Source organism: Streptomyces sp. NPDC086554, assembly GCF_040686095.1.
Classification (GTDB): Bacteria; Actinomycetota; Actinomycetes; order Streptomycetales; family Streptomycetaceae; genus Streptomyces.
Genome location: NZ_JBFBJK010000005.1, coordinates 274,253 through 290,738, shown reverse-complemented (window position 1 = coordinate 290,738; position 16,486 = coordinate 274,253). Strand labels below are relative to the sequence as shown.

Genomic DNA, 16,486 nt, shown 5'->3' with positions numbered 1-16,486 from the left:
GCGGCGCCCCGTCACCCCCGCCCCCGCGAAAACTCCCCCCGCCCCACTCGCCCCGCGAGCCCGTCCTCCCCGTCCCGCAGCAGTGAGCCGTACCCCGTCGCCGCCCACACGCTCCGGTCCGCCGGGATCTCGAAGTACGGGACCGAACGCCCATCGGCGTCGGTGTCCGTCAGTACCTCCGGGGCGCGACGCGTGCGCACTGCCGTTCCGCACGCCTCGCATGCCGCGATGTGCAGGTGATCGCGGCGGCCCAGCGGGCGCCACCGGATGCGGCGTTCGGCGCGGCCGTGCAGGGGGTTGAAGAAGCAGAGGGGGAGCGGGGTCGACGTGCCCTCCAGGGCGTCGTCCCGGCCATCTGCCACCAAGGCGTCCCGGCCCTCTGCCACCAGGGCCAGCACCCCCGCCAGGTCCGGCAGACCGCGGGCCGCGTCGAGAACCGTGCCCGCGGCCGCGTAGGCATCAAGTGCCTGCTGGAGAGCGGGAGTTGACGTGTCCGCTGCCTGCGCCGCATCGCCGAGCGCCACGACCTCCGCCTCCGTCTGGCGGCGCAGAGCCGCCTCATCCGCCTCCCGCGCCGCGGCGAACACGGCCTGGGGGAAGGCGAACGGGGAGCCGGTCGTACCCGGGCCGCGCCGCCGACGACGTACGAAGAAGAAGAGGACGCCGGCGGCGAGGGCGAGGGCGAGGGCGAGGGCGAGCGCGGCTGTGATCAGCGGCTGCCATGTGGAGTCGCCCGCACCGGAGTCGCTCTTGTCGGACCCCGCCGCGCCATCATCGGGCCGCGCACTGCTCCCGCCACCAGAATCCGGGCCCAAAGCCTCGTCCGTGGCCTCCTCGTACGCCTTCTCCCCGTCCCCCCGCTCGATCAACTCGACCGCCTTCGCGGTCTGTTCGGCGAGACCGGCGTCCTTCATCTCGTCGAGGAAGCCGACGGTGCGGACCGCGTCGGCGGCCTGCTGTTCCTCGCCAGGCCACTCGAAGCCGTTGAGGTCGCCGGTCCATCGGTCGCCGGCGGTGACGAGGATCAGCTCGCGCTCGTCGAGCCGGTCGTGCACGACCTCCGCGAAGACGTCGGACTCGCCGTCGTACGCGTCGCCCTGGACGATCGGTACGAGGGCCACCTTGATCGGCAGGCCGGTCTTCTCGATCTGCCGTACGAGCTGCTGCTGGCGGGCGGTCGGTACGGAGTCGGCGTACGCGGCATCGACGTACACCGGTGAACGGCGCAACGCGTCGGCGATCTTCTCGCCCGGGCTGGGAGCGGCGGGCGCCTGCGCGGCGGCCGGGGGCGCTGCCACGACGAGAACCGTGAGGGCCATGGCCGCTGCGGCGCGCTTCAGGTCACTGAACACCGGCGTACTCCCGTACCTGGCGGATGAGTTGGGGGATTCCCTGCTGTATCGAGGGCAGCGGGCCCGGTGCCTCCTCGTACGGCACGCGTACGAACCGTGCTGACCCCGGCAGGGTCAGCCGCAGCGTGTGCGCCTGGCGCGGCTGCGCGCCGACCAGGACGCGGCACTGCGCGCACACCGGGATGGTGCGCAGCCGCTGCTCCTCGGGTGCGTACTGGGCGTCACGCCAGCCCGTCGCGGGGCCGTGCAGCGGATTGAGGGCGCAACATGGCTTGTCGGCGCCGGCGAGCACGGCCCGGCCCGTCCGTGCGAGGACGATGGCGGCGGCGAGGTCGGAGGGCGTGGCGTCGTCGTCGACGTGCCCGTCGGGGTCACGGTCGACGAGCAGCGTGGCGGCGTCGAGACAGTCCCAGACGCGGGTGCGGAGACTGGAACGGAGAGCGGCGTCGGGATCGAACTCCCGCCCGAGCGCATCGAGTTCGTCACGCGCGGTGCGACGCAGGAAGTCAAGGGAAGGCGCCGGGGGCGCGTCGAATTCGGGATGGGAGGTCGCAGACGCGCTAGTGGTGTTCGCACGGGGCCGCCTCAGGCTCGGCACGGCGAGGCGGGTGATGCCGAGCAGCGAGGCGACGACGCCGAAGAGGATCCCGGCCGCGAAGGCACCGACCAGCAGCCCCGGCCAGAAGTCCCCGGAGAAGAGCGACGCGAGCTCGCCGTCCTCGACGGGTTCGGGAGCGTCGTCCATGCCGAGCGAGGAGGTCTCAGGCTGCTTGACGCGCGGCGCGTCATCGAGGAGCGTCATCAACTTGCCGAGGCGCTGGCCGAGTTGGTGGTCGCGTGACCGGTCGTCGTCATCGCCGTAGCGAAGGGAATCGGGAATCTCGAAGGCGACGAGATTGGCATCGATGCGTACGTCGTACGTGACGACGTCGATGTACCCGCCGAGGGGATCGGCGACGACGTAGACGCCACGCTCCCCGGCCGCCCCGATCCGCTTGCGCACCGCCTCGACGAAGATCTCGGGCTCGCCCGCGGACTCGTCCTCGGTCAGCTGCGGGACGAGGGCCACGAAGACGGGACCACGGTCGAAGTCCTTGATCTGGCCGCGGAGTTCGCGCAGCTGCCGCGCGTCGAGGACGCGCGGACTCTCGGGGTCGCTGTAGACGGGGCTCCGCTTCAGGCCGTCGGCGACTCGTTCGACGCGGGTCGACAGATCGGCGGCGGTGGGTTGCGGGGAGGCGCTCGACGTCTCCTGGTCGAAGACGAGGGTGGCGCTCAAGGCGATGGCGACGGCGGCGAGTGCGGCGAGGCCGGCTTCGACACGCAGGGGAGTGAAGTGCCGCTTCTGCGCAGCAGTTTGGGGAGGGGCTGGGGCCGCCGTCACCCTCCGCCGCCAACGACGTACATAAGGACTGATGGCAAGAATGATGAGGGGTACGCCGGTCAGCGCGATCCCGGTGGCGAAGGACTGATTGTCGCGGTCGACCGGATCGATGTGCATCTCCGCGGCCTCTTCACCGCTGTCGCCTCCGTACTTCTTACGGGCTGCCTCCGCACGCTGGGCGGCCTTCTCGCGTCCCTGGGCGACGACGTCGACGAACCGCTCGAACGTCCGCAACGGCCCGGCGTCGTGCGGCAGTTCATAGAGGGAGACGGTGTACGCGTCGTCGGCGGGCGCTCGCACTCCGAAGGCCTCGGCGTCCGTGACCCCCATGTAGTCGACGAGCACGTACAGACCGTCCCGCCCGAGCCGGTCGTGCACGGCCCCCAGCAGCCGGTCGCCGCCGATCCCCTGATCGGGGAGCACGAGGACGTAGGTGGGAACACCGGTGCGCTTGGCGAGCTTCGCGAAGTCGGGCGCGGTGGAGCGGGGGATCTCGCGGGGCAGTTGGTCGGATACATAGATGGGGTCGTCGCGGAGCCGGTCGGCGAGGGCGGCGGCCTGGGTGGGGGTGTCGTCGGCGGGGGCGGCGGTGGCCGGGGGTGCGGTGAGGCCGCCGAGCAGCGTCAGGAGGAGACAGATGCCGGCTGTGGCGAGCAGCGCGAGATCGCGTCTGCCACGGCCGCCGCGCGCAGGGTCCGCCCCTGCGGACGTGTCCTCGACCCCGCGGACGGCCTTGGCCACCCCGACCCCTGTCACCCGTCCCGCCCCTTTGCTCATTGGGCGCACTTTACTGTCGCTACGGTCGACGGGACACTCGCCATCAGCGGTTGATGGACTGGATCTCCTCGACGGTGATGCATTCGGGATGATGCCGAGCAATGTGCCCTATTGGCGCGATGGGTCACAGAATGGAGAGGGGCGGAGTAAGACGCCTGTGGGAGACGCCTGTGGGAGAACCTCACCGCCGAGGGTGAGGCTCTCCCGTCCGCGGGATCAGCTCCGCGGGATCAGCTCCGAGTGGTCAGCTCCGAGCGATCAACTCGGCGGATCAGCGGCGGTTCATCGCCCGCTTGATCTTCTTCCCCCCAGCCGACTCATCCAGCGTCTTCCACAGCTTCGACGAGCTCACCGACGTGTAGACACCCGGAGCGCCCTGCGCACCGCAGCCCTCGCCGTACGAGACGACGCCCACCTGGATGGGGGCGCGGCGGCCGGGGACGTGGCGGAAGATGGGGCCGCCGCTGTCGCCCTGGCAGGAGTCCTTCGTCTCAACTCCCGCGCAGAAGTTGACCTTTGAGTCGTACTCCCCGTAACTCGTCTTGCATTCCGCGTGCGAGAGGATCGGGACCTTCACCTCGCGGAGGCGGTCAGGGGTGTTGGGGAGTTCCGTGTCCGTGTTTCCCCAGCCGGCGACCGTCGCCTTCTGGCCCGGGCGGATCAGCGCGTCCGTGCCCTGGGTGGGGAGGGCTATCGGGCTGATTCCCCTTACTGGCTTGCTGAGTTGGATGAAGGCTACGTCGTACGCCTCCTGGCCCTTGAGGTAGCGGGGATGGACGACCACACCGCCCTTCGCGGCGTTGCGGACCTGGCCCTGGCCGGAGGAGGAGAGGACCGTACGGCCGACCGCCACCTGCAGCGTCTTCGGGCTCGCGGGCTTGCCCGCGTCGTCGACGAGGCAGTGCGCCGCCGTCATCACCGTGTCCGCGGTGACGAGGCTGCCGCCGCAGAACTGGCGGTCGAGCGCGCTGCCCTGGCCCTTGTCCATGACGGCCACCATGAAGGGGTAGGCGTCGTTGGAGACCTCGGTGCCGCCGATGATGGCGTGCGCGGCGGGGGTGCTTGTGGCCAGCAGGGCCAGGGCAGCCGTGGCTACGCCGGTCGCCGCCACCGTCTTGCGCGAGCCGCGTCGTGCGCGTGAGGGAAAGGAAAGTCTCATGGGGGTTGAATTTCTCTTTCGTGTGAGCAGGAGTTTCCGGCGCGCGGGACCGTGCCGCTGCTGCCGCCCGTTCAACGAGCGTTCGCCGCGCGGCCCTTGCGCCGGACTGTGAGACGGGGGATAAGTGGCCGAGGTTCATTGGCCGCCCCCGGGAACCGGCCCCGGGAACCGGCCCCGGGAACCGACCCCGGGAACCGGCCCCGCCCCTTCCGGCGTCATCCGTGCGGCTGATGGATCAGCGGTCCAGTTGTCACGGATCGGTCGGTGTTCCTCATCACCGAGCCCCGCGCCGCCCGTTGCGCAAAGGGCGTCTATTCGCGTACGCACATCTTTGCCTCTCCAGAGGTTCCAGGAATGGGTGGGAACCATGGAGCGGGGATTGCGCGTGGATAACGATGAGGGGTGCGGGCTCCGGCAGCCTTGACGCGCCTTGAGGGGCTTATGTGCTGCTGATACGGTGCGATGACTTGACACTGTGCCTGGGGCTGAATAGCCCGCCCGAGGCGGGCGAGAGAGTCGCGAGTGTCCGAAAATGACCGAATCTTCTTGGGCGTGCGGGGAGCAGTTGCGTGAAGATCCAAGAGCGTACGGGGGCGGGCAACAGCCGTTCTGCCGCGCCGGTTCAGCCAGCGGTCGGTGAGCGCCTTCCCGCGCCGCCTCGCGAGCGCAAACCGGCACTCGCCGCCCTGGCCGTTCTGCTCATCCTCATCGGCGCGCTCGGCGCCACCGTTCTCGTGCTGCGCGCAGGGGAACGTATCGAGGTCGTGAAGATCACGAACGAGATCCCGGCGGGCGAGTCCGTGAACGACGGCAACGTCACCTCGGTGATGGTCGCCGACGACTCCGGCATCAACTACGTGAAGTGGTCCCAGGTCGACAGCCTGAAGAAGCTCAAGGCCACCAACACCATCCCCAAGGGCGCCGTCGCCGTCGGAGAGATGTTCTCCAGCAAGAGCGGGCTGCCCGCGGGCAAGTCGGCCGTCGGCGTCTCCCTCAAGGAGGGGCAGTACCCGGCGGACGGCCTGAAGACCGGCGACACCGTGGACGTCTACCAGGTCGGCGACTCGGCATCATCCGGGTCCAACGACAAGGAGACCGGCGGCTCCGCCGGAGCCGGTGGCGGCGCGAGCGACAGCCCCATCGTCGCCGCCGCCCGCGTCAGCTCCATCGCCGACAAGAGCGACGCGACCGTGAGCACCGGCGCCCTCGGCGTCACGCTCCTGGTGGACAGCGCCGATGCCGCCGCCGTCACCAGGGCCGCGTCCGCGGGGCAGGTCTCCCTCGTCCAAGTGTCTCCCAACGGCAACTAGAGGCGAGTAGAAGAGACATGGCGCTCATTGCTCTCGCCGCAGACAAGGGGTCTCCCGGGGTCACCACCGCGGCCGTCGCACTGGCGGCCGTCTGGCCGCGGCGCGTCCTCGTCGCGGAGACCGACCCCGCCGGCGGCGACCTGGTCTACCGCAGTGCCGCCGCGCACGGCGGACCGCTCAACCCCAACACCGGCATGCTCAGCATCGCCGCCACCGCGCGTCGGGGACTTGTCCCCGATCAACTGTGGGACCACACCCAGCCGTTGGCCGGTGGGCTCGAAGTCCTGGTCGGGCTCGGGGTGGCCGAACAGGCCGCCGGGCTCGCGGGGCTCTGGCCCACCCTCGGTCGCGCCTTCTCGCAGCTCGCCGACTCGCCCCACGCTCCCGCCGACGTGATCGCCGACTGCGGTCGCATCAGTGGGGACACCCCGGCCGTCGAACTCTTCCCGCAGGCGGCTCTCGTGCTGCTCGTCTCGCGGACCGAGCCCGAGGCCATCGCCCGCGTGCGCGACCGTGCCGCGGCGCTCGCCGCCAAGCTGCACGGCGGATCCCGTGGGGCCGCGTCGCTGGCGACCCCACTCATCGGCGTACTCCTCATCGCGGATCCCTCGACATCCGCCAAGCTCGTCCACCAGGTCAACGACATGCTGGTGGCCGGGCAGACCGGCGCGCGCGTCGTGGGCACGCTCGCCGACGACCCTGCGGGCGCCGACCAGTTGGCAGGACGCAAGCGCGGCCGCCTCGACAAGTCGATGCTGATCCGCTCCGCCCGCAAGGTGACCGTCGACCTGTACCAGCAGTACGGCGCCGCCTGGGCCAACCCGACCGCCGGGGCGGGCCGATGAGCGTGCCGGTCGATCACCAGCTCGTCAAGCGGTTCCGGCAGGACGCCGGTGACCGCATCGCCGAGCAGCGCCGCCTCGACCAGATCTCCGGTGTCACCCCCATGTCGGGCGAGGACGAGCGGCAGTACGCCCGTGCCGTGATCGCCCAGATCCTGGAGGAGTACGCCCGGATAGAGATCAACGCCGGGCGCACCCCGCTGGATGCCGAGACCGAGGAGAAGTACGCGGCCGCCGTGCACGCCGCGCTCTTCGGCGTCGGCCGCCTCCAGCCGCTCCTGGACGACCCCGAGGTCGAAAACATCGACATCAACGGGTACGACCAGGTCTTCGTCGGATATGCCGACGGGCGTGAGGTCAGGGGCGACCCGGTCGCCGAGACGGACGAGGAGCTCATCGAGCTCATCCAGATCCTCGGCGCCTACTCCGGTCTCTCCTCCCGCCCCTTCGACTCCGCGAACCCGCAGCTCGACCTCCGGCTCCCCGACGGCTCGCGTCTGTCGGCCGTCATGGACGTCACGCGGCGCCCCGCGCTCTCCATCCGACGTGCCCGCATGGGCAAGGTCTTCATGTCGGACCTGGTGGGCAACGGCACGGTGACCCCCGAGGTCGCGCACTTCATGGCGTGCGCGGTGCGGGCTCGCAAGAACATCATGATCGCGGGCGCGACGAACGCCGGTAAGACGACGCTCCTGCGTGCCCTCGCCAACGAGATCCCGCCGCACGAGCGTCTGGTGACCGTCGAGCGAGCCCTGGAACTCGGTCTCGACCAGTACGCCGATCTGCACCCGAACGTCGTCGCCTTCGAGGAGCGCCTGCCCAACTCCGAGGGCCAGGGCTCCATTTCGATGGCGGAGCTCGTGCGCCGTTCCCTCCGTATGAACCCTTCCCGCGTCATCGTCGGTGAGGTCCTCGGCGACGAGATCGTGACGATGCTGAACGCGATGTCGCAGGGCAACGACGGGTCGCTCTCCACGATCCACGCCAACAGCTCGAGTGAGGTCTTCAACCGCATCTCGACGTACGCCCTCCAGGCCTCCGAGCGGCTGCCCATCGAGGCGAGCCAGATGCTCGTGGCCGGAGCCGTCAACTTCGTCGTCTTCATCCAGCGGCGCAACAACTACCAGACCGGCGGCAAGCTCCAGCGCATGGTGACCTCGGTCCGCGAGGTCAACGGCGTAGACGGCCGTGTCCTTTCCAGCGAGGTCTTCGCGGAGGCCGCGAACGGGCAGGTCGTCGCGCATGCGCCGATAGCTTGCATGGACGACCTGGCCGCCTTCGGCTACCGCCCCGCCGGGCAATGGGGGTGAGCACGACATGAACTCGACCGAGCTTGCGGCTTTGAGTGGACTCGGCTCGATGGGCGGCCTCTTCTCGCTGCCCGTCCTGTACGCACTGGGCTGCGGCATCGCGGTCGGCGGAGGCCTCGCGGTCCTCGCGATCGCGCTGCGCGGGCTGCCGGTGAAGCCGGAGCACGAGAAGCAGAAGGCCAGCGAGCGGATGAGCGAACTGATCCGCTTCGCGGGCCAGCGCGGCTCGTTGGCCGTCGGCGTCGGTCTCGTGGTCCTCCTCCTCACCCGCTGGGCGGTGGCGGGCATCGCGTCCGGCATCCTCGTCTTCTTCTGGGACAAGCTGTTCGGCGGTGCGGCGGAGGAGCGCGCCCAGATGAAGCGCGTCGAGGCCCTCGCCGCCTGGACGGAGTCCCTGCGCGACACGATCGCGGGCGCGGTCGGCCTGGAGCAGGCGATCCCCGCTTCCGCGCGGGCGGCGGCGCCGGTGCTCCGGCCCCATCTCGACGCTCTGGTAGACCGGTTGCGGGCGCGTACGCCGTTGCCGGAGGCGCTGCAGGTCCTTGCGGACGAGATCGACGACGCGTCGGCCGACATCATCGTGGCGGCGCTGATCCTGAACGCGAAGCTGCGGGGGCCGGGGCTGAGGCAAGTTCTCGGCGCTCTCGCCAAGTCGGCGCGTGAAGAGGTCGACATGCGGCAGCGGGTCATGGCGCAGCGGGCGTCGACGCGGCGGTCGGTGCAGATTGTCGTGGCGGTTTCGATCGCGTTCGTCCTGGGCCTGTCCATCTTCAACCGCGACTTCGTCTCGCCGTACGGCACGGCGGTCGGTCAGCTCGTACTCGCCTGCGTCTGCGGTCTGTTCGCGCTCGGCTTCTGGTGGCTGCGGAAGCTGTCGACGGTGGAGACGCCGGACCGCTTCCTGGTCCGGGACGAGCCGGGGGTGCAGTTCGTGCGGCCTCGGGGGGCGGGTGCGCCGGGTCCGGGGGAGCCGCAGGCGCCGTTGACCGGACAGGCGGGGCCTTACGGCCAGCCTGGCCAGCCGGCGCAGCCGGGCTTCTCGAATCCTGAGGGGGTACGTCGATGAGCCTGACGATGCCGATCGTGATCGGCGCTGTCATCGGCCTGGGGATCTACGTCCTCGTACGCGCGTTGATGCCGTCCAAGCGGAGTGCGGTTGCCACTGTCGCGCGGATCGATGCGATGCGGGCGAGGGGCGCGGCCTACGAGTCGCACCGTTCCCCGGACAGCAAGCCGGAATCCGGCCGGCTTGGTTCGGCGCGGGCCCGCGTGGGCGAGAGGGTCGCTGAGTTCTATCTGCAGCAGGGCTGGGAACAGCGCTCGCTGCGGGCCGACTTGGCAGTGCTTGATCGGAGCTGGGAGAAGTTCCTGGCGACGAAGACGTTGCTGGCGGCCACGGGTGTCGTCTTCGGGCCGTTCCTCTTCGCCATCGTCTGGACGCTGGGATTCGGCAGCAGCCCGATCATCCCGGTGTGGCTGGCGCTGGTGTTCGGTGTTCTGTTCTTCTTCCTCCCCGACCTCGAGGTGCGGCGTGACGCCCAGGACAAGCGGCGTGATCTGCGCCGTGTCATCGGCGCCTATCTGGACCTGGTGTCGATGAGCCTGGCGGGCGGCCGCGGCCTCCCCGAGGCCCTGATGGCGGCGGCGGAAGTCTCCGACGGATGGGCGACACAACGTATCCGGAACGCGCTGGCCGATGCCCGGATCACCGGCATCAGCCAGTGGCAGGCGCTCGGCACGCTCGGCGAGCAGCTGGGCGTCGAAGAGCTCAAGGACTTGTCGGCTTCTCTCGGCCTGGTGGCGGACGACGGAGCCAAGGTGCGCGAGTCGCTCGCCTCCCGAGCGGAGACGATGCGGCACCGCGAAATGGCCGAGATCGAGGGCAGTGCGGGCGAGAAGTCCCAGTCGATGCTCGTCGCGCAGTTGCTGCTGTGTGCCGGTTTCCTGGTCTTCCTCATCTTCCCGGCGGCGATGCGCGTGTTCCAGGTCTAACGAACTTCACGGCGACGGACGGATCCGCCGGACGGTAAGTGTCCGGCGACCTCCCCCCACTCCTGAGAGGACAACTCACCATGAATGGACGGAACTTCAACACCGGGATCCCGGCTGTGGACTTCCTTGTCACCTTCCTGAAGGGCCGCGTCGAGCGTGCCCGCTCGGGCGAGCTCGACCGCGGTGCGTCCGCAGTCGAGTGGGTCATCATCTCGGCGGTCGTCGTGGCGATCGTCGGCGTGGTCGCCGCCGTCATCAACGGCGCGCTCAAGGGCGGCGCGGAAGACGTCAAGGACTGCATCGAGGGCGCCGACGCCGGCAAGACCTGCTGATCAGCGGTTGGCCGGGGAGCGAAGGGCGGGGACGAGTGCGCGGGAGCGTGAAGCGATGGGTACGCCGCAGGGTGGAGGCAGCCTCCACCCGCGGTGAATCCGGCATGACCGCGATCGAGTTCGTGCTGCTCACCCCGGTACTGTTCTTCATGATCTTCGCGACGGTGCAGTTCGCTCTGTACTTCTTCGCGGACCATGTCGCCCAGGCGGCGGCCCAGGCGGGCGCACGCAAGGCCCGCGCGACGGCCGACGAGAACCCGGGCGGCTGGCGGGGCGAGGCGCGCGACGTGGTCGACGACTACATCCAGCAGCTCGGTCCGCAGCTGGTGATCGGCCCGGACGTGAAGATGCTGGAGCCGAAGGCGAACACGGTCGGAGTGGAGATCACCGCGAAGGTGCCGTCCGTCTTTCCCGGCCTCGACATGACGGTACGCGCGCAGTCGGCGGGCCCGGTTGAGCGGTTCGTGGAGGACAACGGCTGATGAGGAACGCATGGGCCCGTGCTGTCCTCAACGGGATGCGCGCGTCGGGCCGTCGGTCGGATCGAGGGCTCTCGACCATCGAGGTGGTCATCCTCGCACCCGTGATGATCCTCTTCATTCTGATCCTGGTGGCCTTCGGCCAGCTTGTCGACGCCCGGGGGGCTGTTGACGGGGCGGCGCGTGACGCCGCGCGTGCCGGTTCGATCCAGAAGGATCAGGGCACGGCGATGGCCGAGGCGCGGGCTGCGGCGCAGGCCGACCTAGAGGGCGTGTGTGTCGGGCCGATCAACGTCGACCAGACGAGCACCGGCTTCGTCTCCGGCACATTCTTCACGGTCGAAGTGAGCTGTCAGGTAAGGGGCTTGGCCATTCTCGGCCTCGACATGGAGACGACACTGAAGGCCAGCTTCAGCTCTTCGCTGGACCCCTACAGGAGGTCGGCGTGAGCATCGCTCCTCGTATCCGTTCATGGGCTGCTGACCGTCGCGAACGCCTGGACGACCGAGGCTCGGGCGCGGGTGCCGTCATCATCTTCGCGCTCGTCTTCCTCACGCTCTCGGCCTTCGTCATCGACGGCGGTCTGTCCATCTCCAAGCGGGAGCGGGCCGCCGACATCGCGGAACAGGCCGCGCGCTACGCCGCCCAGGACCTCAACACCGAGGGCATCTACGAAGGTGCCAAGGGCGCACCCATCAACTACGAGAACTGCGACGCGCGCGCCAAGAAGTTCGCCGGAACGATGGGCATGCGGGGCGCGGACATCGCGGCGACGCACTGCGTGACGGCCAACGCTGCCCAGGTCGAGGTCGAGGTCCAGATGACGTACAGCCCGGTGTTCACGGGGATGTTCTACGGCGGCGACGTGACGGTGCGGGGACGCGCGGTCGCGGAGAACGCGGTCGGCTAGCGACGCCGAAGGCTACTCGGCCTTCCTCTGGGTGGCCGTCATCGCGTACGTACGGAGATTGTCGTTCTTCGCCGGCTCCTTGTTGACCTTGGTGATCCACAGGTGGGCCACGCGCAGATCCGCTCCGCGCGCGGCGGTCTGGCACGCGCTGAGTGTGGGGCGCGGAAACCTCGATGCGGGGCTTCGGCGAGCCGGTGCTTGGTTGGCGCCGGGGCCGCTCGGTTGTCCCGAGAGTGGCGGTTCCGGGCTGGGTGTAAAGGGCGCTCCGCTGCGCTGCGCGTCGGCTTCGCCGATTGCGCTTCGCTTCACCCTTGACACCCACCCCTCCACCGCGAGAAGAGATTTGACCGGGCGGCCACGAAGCGGGGCTCACGGGGACTGGGGGGTTGGGTCATCCGGCTTGAGCGCCGGGTGCGGACTAGTTCGTTTCACGTGCCGTCCGTCCGGCTGGAGGGGTGCGCGGCCGGTCCGGGGATGGGTCCCGGTCTCGTCAAGCGTGTGCGGACCGGATCTTCTGGGGCGGGCGGGCGTCAGAGGCGCAACTGACCGCACACGACGGCCAGTTACTCCGCAGTGGCGGACTGGTCAGGGGGGTGTGGGGGACCTACTTTGGCAAAGTTGCGTTTCGAATTCCGCGCGCCCCCCTTGTGTCGGAACACAACTTTCCCAAAGTAGGTCCCGGACCCCCGCACTCGTGACGCGAGACGGTCACCTCGGAGGGTCCGGTCGGTAGACGCTTGACGAGACCGGGACCCATCCCCGGAGCGGCCGCGCGCCCCGTCTGCGATGCGGCGCGCTGCTCCGAACTGGTCCGCACCCGGCCGCGAAGCCGGGTGGCCCGCCGGGTGGTCCCCGTGAGCCCCGCTTCCAGGGCCGCCCGGTCATCTCGGTTCTCGCGGTGGAGGGGTGGGTGTCAAGGGTGGAGCGAAGCGGAATCGGCGAAGCCGACGCGCAGCGCAGCGGAGCGCCCTTGACTCCCGGCCCGGAACCGCCAATCTCGGGACAACCGGGCGGCCCCGGTGCCAACTCGATGCCGGGACGCCACCGTCAAGTGGCCCCGGAAGGTCGGTTTCCGCCCAGATTGTTTTGCAGGGGGTCTGGGTCGTCCGAGTCCGGACGGTTTCTTGGTTCACGTCACTCAGCGTGGTCGTCCGTGCGTACCGTGAATAGCGGTGCGGGCTGTGCGTACCGCGTTTGTCCGGTGCTTGTCCCGGGTTGTCCCGGCTGTCCCGGGTGACGTCTGGGTACGAGTGCGCGTTGGGCTTGGACGGCACGTCGGAGGTGGGCGCGGTGGACGTTGGGCGTGGTGGCGTGGAGCGTAACGACGGGGCGGATGAGCCTGGTTGGGACGTCGACCCCGAAGACGAGATCAGTGCGGTGGTCGAGATGGCGGGCCACCATCTGAAGCTGCGGCGCGAGGCGGCGGGTCTTCGGGTGGCTGAGTTCGGGGAGGCCATCGGGTACGGGGAGGACCTGATCCGGAAGATCGAGCGTGGGGCGCGGATTCCTCGTCCCGAGTATCTGGACAAGGTGGACGAGGTGTTGGGCGCGGGTGGGCTTGTCTCCGCGATGAAGAAGGAGATGCGGGAGGCCCGGTATCCGAAGAAGGTGCGGGAGCTGGCGAAGCTGGAGGAGCGGGCGGTGGAGTTGGGGTTGTACAGCAACCACAGCGTCCATGGGTTGTTGCAGACGGAGGGGTACGCGAGGGCGCTGTTCGGGATGAGGAGGCCCGCGTACTCGCAGAGCGAGGTGGAGCGTGTCGTGGCCGCACGCTTGGCTAGGCAGTCAATCTTCGAGCGTTCGCCTGCTCCCGAACTCAGCTTTATCCAGGAAGAGGTAACGCTCCGACGCCCGCTTGGAGGGAGAATGGTATTGCGGCAGCAGCTCGAACGCCTCCTTGAGGTGGGGCAGTTGCGGAACGTCGAGATTCAGGTGATGCCGATCGACCGCGAGGAGCATGCAGGGGTGGATGGTGGGATCGAGGTGCTGAAATTCGGCGACGGCACGGCGGTGGGGCGCTCCGATGGAGCGTTCAATGGCCGCCCGGTCTCCGACCTGAGGCAGCTCCGTATCCTCGAACTGAGGTATGGCATCATCCGGGCCCAGGCTCTTTCGCCACCGGAGTCGCTGGCCTTCATCGAGCAAGTGCTGGGAGAGACATGATCCGCAAGGCCTCTGCCGGGGACACCACCAAGCTGAGCTGGTTCAAGAGCAGTTACAGCAGCGGCAGTGAAGGTGACAGCTGCGTCGAGATCGCCCTGGAGTGGCGTAAGAGCAGTTACAGCAGCAGCAGCGACCCCAACGATTGCGTCGAGGTAGCCACCACCCCCACCACCATCCACCTCCGCGACTCCAAGAACCCCCAAGGCCCCCAACTGGCCTTCGTCCCAGCCGCATGGGGCGACTTCGTCACGTACGCATCCGGCAGCTAAGCAGCTGCGGCCAGCAGCCCGGCTGCCCCCACGACCTCGACCCAGAAGTAGAACCACGCCGGATAGAACGCCGACGGGCGCTCCACCGCACGCGCCGCAAGACGCCCCAGAGCCATCCCCGCAAGCGCCACAGCGGCCGCCAGCACGATCCCTCGTCGCAGATCGCCGGAAGCGTGGAGAGCCGCCCAGCCGAGCAGGCATCCGAAACCGATACCGAACCCGCCGTAGACGGCGCGGACCTCGGCACGCGCTTCCGCGACGGTCAGCTCGACACCGAACGGCCGGATGAGCGCGGCGGGCGCGATGAGGCCGAAGCCGCCCATGCCGAGGAAGAAGAGGGCAACGACACCTATCCAAAGGTCAGAGAACATGGCGAAGAGGCTGCCGCCGAGGCGGATATGCCTTCAATTATCCCCGGGGTAAAGGGCGATGGCCCACAGGACTGCGCTCAGCCGACCGGGCGGCACAGCAGCGGCTTCTCCAGCTCCGAGCACGGGCGGTGGCCGTGGGACGGGAGGCTGTCCTTGCCGGCGCCCTCCGTCAGATAGCGCAGGAAGCCGGCCGCGATCGAGTCGGCGGGGGGCTCACCGTAGGTGTACGCGAACTCCGTCTGCCAGTACGGGTACGCACCCGCGTCCGCACCCTCCACCGTGGCCGGGTAACCGGCGATGCGGACCTGATTGATGCCCTCGTGGGTGAGCGCGGCGCCAGCCTCGCTGTGGCCGAGAGCTCCTGGGACCGAGGAGACGGTGTCCAGAAGCATCCCGGTGTCACCGACCTCGCAGCGGCCCGGCTTGCTCCGGTCCATGCCCGCGCAGTCCCCCGAGGTGACCTCCAACAACTCCTTGCCGTCGAGGACTTGCTTGACGAGGGTGGAGCGGGTGCCGGAGCCGGGGTGGCGGCTGACGAGGTGGATGGGGACGTCGTTGCCGTTCACCTGGCGCCAGTTGGTGATGGCTCCGGAATAGATCTGACGTACCTGCTTGAGGGAGAGATCCTGGACCCCGGCGTCCTTGTTGACGGCAAGGGTGAAGAGGGAGAGAGCGACCGGCCGGGGAAGCAGCTGAGGACGCCCGTCACCTTTCGCCCCATCCGTGAAGGCAAGCCGATCGGGCAGACCGCCACCACCCGCCTTCCCGGCCTTCTGGACGGTCTTCGACTTCCTTCCCGCGGTCGCCAGCGAGTCGAGCCCCGCGACGCTCCCCGTGAAGGTGTCGTCCGAGATCGGAATCCGCGCGCCGGTGCACTTCTTCACGTACCGTTTCGCCGCCTCCGCGACGGCGTCCTTGAAGGCGGTGGAGCCGGAGAGGGTGAGAGTCCCCTCGGCGCAGTCGACGGGAGCGGCCTGGGCCGGGCCGTCGTCCCTCGTGAATGAGGTGAAGGACTGAGCGGCGGCGACAAGGACAAGCAGCGCGATGAAGACCATGACCGGCCGCGAGGCGAACGTATGGCTCTCGGTCTTCTTGATGCGTCCGCCGCGTACGCCGCCCTTTATGCCGGCGAGGACGTCGGGGTCGGGGAACTTCCGCTCGGGCGGGAAGTCGGGGTCGCGTTCCAGGACCGCGAGGACCTTGTAGTGGGTGCCGCGGTTGAGGGGGACGCGGGGCAGCTCGATGAGCCCGTCGTTCATGCGGAGCCCGGCGGCGCCGTCGAAGCACGGGCCCAGATAGTCGTGGCTGTACTCGGTGACGACCATGCCCTCGACGCGCCGGCCGGGGAAGCTGATCCGGATGCCGACCTGGTCGTCGTCGCGTACGACGTAGTCGTTGGCGTCGATGTGCGTCCAGCCGCTGTTCTGGATGCGGAGCAGGACGAACGAAGGGTCGACGAGCGCGGTGCCGTGCTGCTGCATCTGCCGCAGCACTCCGGCGTGGGGATGGGTGTCCGCGTTCTTCGCGGTGGTGTCCATCTGCACGCGGTAGCCGAGCCGCTTGCGCCCGGCGAACCCGAACTCCCACAGGGCGGCGCCGACAGGTATCGCAAGCCCGAGGGCGGCGACCACCGACTCCCAGGAAAATCCACCACTCATCGCCGAACGACCCCCCGCTGGCTGAACGCTCAGTTGTTTGGGTGGCCAAGCTATGAGCGGGGAGGCGGGGGGAGCCGGTCAATAGGCCCTGTTTCAGGGGGAGTTCATCGGGTGGCCGCCTGTGACGGCCGGGGGTTCACCGGTTGTTGGGGCGGGTGTTGCCGTGGGCGCTGATCGC

General features: G+C 69.2%; 16 protein-coding genes. 11 read left to right on the top strand and 5 right to left on the bottom strand.

What is annotated here, in order from left to right:
* Positions 1–11: 11 nt before the first annotated feature.
* The 3 genes from AB0O76_RS10800 to AB0O76_RS10790 all read right to left on the bottom strand — a co-directional run bounded on the left by AB0O76_RS10800 (position 12) and on the right by AB0O76_RS10790 (position 4,672).
* Positions 12–1,352: a hypothetical protein gene (locus tag AB0O76_RS10800; RefSeq protein WP_365487696.1), complete on the bottom strand. Its 1,341-nt coding sequence runs from the start codon at positions 1,350–1,352 to the stop codon at positions 12–14.
* Positions 1,342–3,513: a hypothetical protein gene (locus AB0O76_RS10795; protein ID WP_365487693.1), complete on the bottom strand. Its 2,172-nt coding sequence runs from the start codon at positions 3,511–3,513 to the stop codon at positions 1,342–1,344. Before AB0O76_RS10795 ends, AB0O76_RS10800 begins: the two co-directional genes overlap by 11 nt.
* Before the next feature lie 271 nt (positions 3,514–3,784).
* Positions 3,785–4,672 (bottom strand): serine protease, encoded by an 888-nt coding sequence (locus tag AB0O76_RS10790; RefSeq protein WP_365487690.1) that lies wholly within the window; start codon positions 4,670–4,672, stop codon positions 3,785–3,787.
* Between the two features lie 569 nt (positions 4,673–5,241).
* Here AB0O76_RS10790 and AB0O76_RS10785 point away from each other — a divergent pair.
* The 11 genes from AB0O76_RS10785 (at position 5,242) to AB0O76_RS10735 (ending at position 14,279) form a co-directional block, all read left to right on the top strand.
* Positions 5,242–5,982 (top strand): RcpC/CpaB family pilus assembly protein, encoded by a 741-nt coding sequence (locus AB0O76_RS10785; RefSeq protein ID WP_365487687.1) that lies wholly within the window; start codon positions 5,242–5,244, stop codon positions 5,980–5,982.
* Positions 5,983–5,999: 17 nt separating this feature from the next.
* Positions 6,000–6,827 carry a hypothetical protein gene (locus AB0O76_RS10780; protein WP_365487684.1) on the top strand — a complete coding sequence of 276 codons (828 nt, stop codon included), beginning with the start codon at positions 6,000–6,002 and terminating at the stop codon, positions 6,825–6,827.
* A complete protein-coding gene (locus AB0O76_RS10775; protein ID WP_365487681.1) occupies positions 6,824–8,134 on the top strand; it encodes an ATPase, T2SS/T4P/T4SS family in 1,311 nt (436 codons plus the stop codon). Before AB0O76_RS10780 ends, AB0O76_RS10775 begins: the two co-directional genes overlap by 4 nt.
* Before the next feature lie 7 nt (positions 8,135–8,141).
* Entirely contained in the window at positions 8,142–9,200 is a 1,059-nt protein-coding gene (locus tag AB0O76_RS10770; RefSeq protein WP_365487678.1) for a type II secretion system F family protein, read from the top strand.
* Positions 9,197–10,126, top strand: coding sequence for a type II secretion system F family protein (locus AB0O76_RS10765; protein ID WP_365487675.1), 930 nt, complete (start codon positions 9,197–9,199; stop codon positions 10,124–10,126). Before AB0O76_RS10770 ends, AB0O76_RS10765 begins: the two co-directional genes overlap by 4 nt.
* Positions 10,127–10,206: 80 nt before the next feature.
* Positions 10,207–10,458, top strand: coding sequence for a hypothetical protein (locus tag AB0O76_RS10760; protein WP_365487672.1), 252 nt, complete (start codon positions 10,207–10,209; stop codon positions 10,456–10,458).
* A gap of 35 nt (positions 10,459–10,493) precedes the next feature.
* Complete coding sequence (locus tag AB0O76_RS10755; protein ID WP_365487669.1) at positions 10,494–10,940, top strand: TadE family protein; 447 nt, start codon at positions 10,494–10,496, stop codon at positions 10,938–10,940.
* Entirely contained in the window at positions 10,940–11,386 is a 447-nt protein-coding gene (locus AB0O76_RS10750; RefSeq protein ID WP_365487666.1) for a TadE/TadG family type IV pilus assembly protein, read from the top strand. Before AB0O76_RS10755 ends, AB0O76_RS10750 begins: the two co-directional genes overlap by 1 nt.
* A 2-nt stretch (positions 11,387–11,388) precedes the next feature.
* The gene (locus tag AB0O76_RS10745; protein ID WP_365488076.1) at positions 11,389–11,847 is read left to right on the top strand and encodes a pilus assembly protein TadG-related protein; all 459 of its coding nucleotides are present in this window, start codon (positions 11,389–11,391) and stop codon (positions 11,845–11,847) included.
* Between the two features lie 1,311 nt (positions 11,848–13,158).
* Complete coding sequence (locus AB0O76_RS10740; RefSeq protein WP_365487663.1) at positions 13,159–14,010, top strand: helix-turn-helix transcriptional regulator; 852 nt, start codon at positions 13,159–13,161, stop codon at positions 14,008–14,010.
* Complete coding sequence (locus AB0O76_RS10735) at positions 14,007–14,279, top strand: DUF397 domain-containing protein (protein ID WP_365487660.1); 273 nt, start codon at positions 14,007–14,009, stop codon at positions 14,277–14,279. Before AB0O76_RS10740 ends, AB0O76_RS10735 begins: the two co-directional genes overlap by 4 nt.
* Here the strand turns inward: AB0O76_RS10735 and AB0O76_RS10730 are convergent.
* Entirely contained in the window at positions 14,276–14,650 is a 375-nt protein-coding gene (locus tag AB0O76_RS10730; protein ID WP_365487657.1) for a DUF4345 family protein, read from the bottom strand. The two genes, AB0O76_RS10735 and AB0O76_RS10730, sit on opposite strands and share 4 nt — an antisense overlap.
* A 77-nt stretch (positions 14,651–14,727) precedes the next feature.
* The gene (locus tag AB0O76_RS10725; protein ID WP_365487654.1) at positions 14,728–16,308 is read right to left on the bottom strand and encodes a substrate-binding domain-containing protein; all 1,581 of its coding nucleotides are present in this window, start codon (positions 16,306–16,308) and stop codon (positions 14,728–14,730) included.
* Positions 16,309–16,486: the final 178 nt, after the last annotated feature.

What these genes read in the sequence shown, in the direction of transcription:
- AB0O76_RS10775 (WP_365487681.1), top strand. Translation starts at nt 6,824, where the DNA reads ATGAGCGTGCCGGTCGATCACCAGCTCGTCAAGCGGTTCCGGCAGGAC.
- AB0O76_RS10750 (WP_365487666.1), top strand. Translation starts at nt 10,940, where the DNA reads ATGAGGAACGCATGGGCCCGTGCTGTCCTCAACGGGATGCGCGCGTCG.
- AB0O76_RS10725 (WP_365487654.1), bottom strand. Translation starts at nt 16,308, where the DNA reads ATGAGTGGTGGATTTTCCTGGGAGTCGGTGGTCGCCGCCCTCGGGCTT.
- AB0O76_RS10770 (WP_365487678.1), top strand. Translation starts at nt 8,142, where the DNA reads ATGAACTCGACCGAGCTTGCGGCTTTGAGTGGACTCGGCTCGATGGGC.
- AB0O76_RS10790 (WP_365487690.1), bottom strand. Translation starts at nt 4,672, where the DNA reads ATGAGACTTTCCTTTCCCTCACGCGCACGACGCGGCTCGCGCAAGACG.
- AB0O76_RS10795 (WP_365487693.1), bottom strand. Translation starts at nt 3,513, where the DNA reads ATGAGCAAAGGGGCGGGACGGGTGACAGGGGTCGGGGTGGCCAAGGCC.
- AB0O76_RS10730 (WP_365487657.1), bottom strand. Translation starts at nt 14,650, where the DNA reads ATGTTCTCTGACCTTTGGATAGGTGTCGTTGCCCTCTTCTTCCTCGGC.
- AB0O76_RS10780 (WP_365487684.1), top strand. Translation starts at nt 6,000, where the DNA reads ATGGCGCTCATTGCTCTCGCCGCAGACAAGGGGTCTCCCGGGGTCACC.
- AB0O76_RS10765 (WP_365487675.1), top strand. Translation starts at nt 9,197, where the DNA reads ATGAGCCTGACGATGCCGATCGTGATCGGCGCTGTCATCGGCCTGGGG.
- AB0O76_RS10760 (WP_365487672.1), top strand. Translation starts at nt 10,207, where the DNA reads ATGAATGGACGGAACTTCAACACCGGGATCCCGGCTGTGGACTTCCTT.
- AB0O76_RS10735 (WP_365487660.1), top strand. Translation starts at nt 14,007, where the DNA reads ATGATCCGCAAGGCCTCTGCCGGGGACACCACCAAGCTGAGCTGGTTC.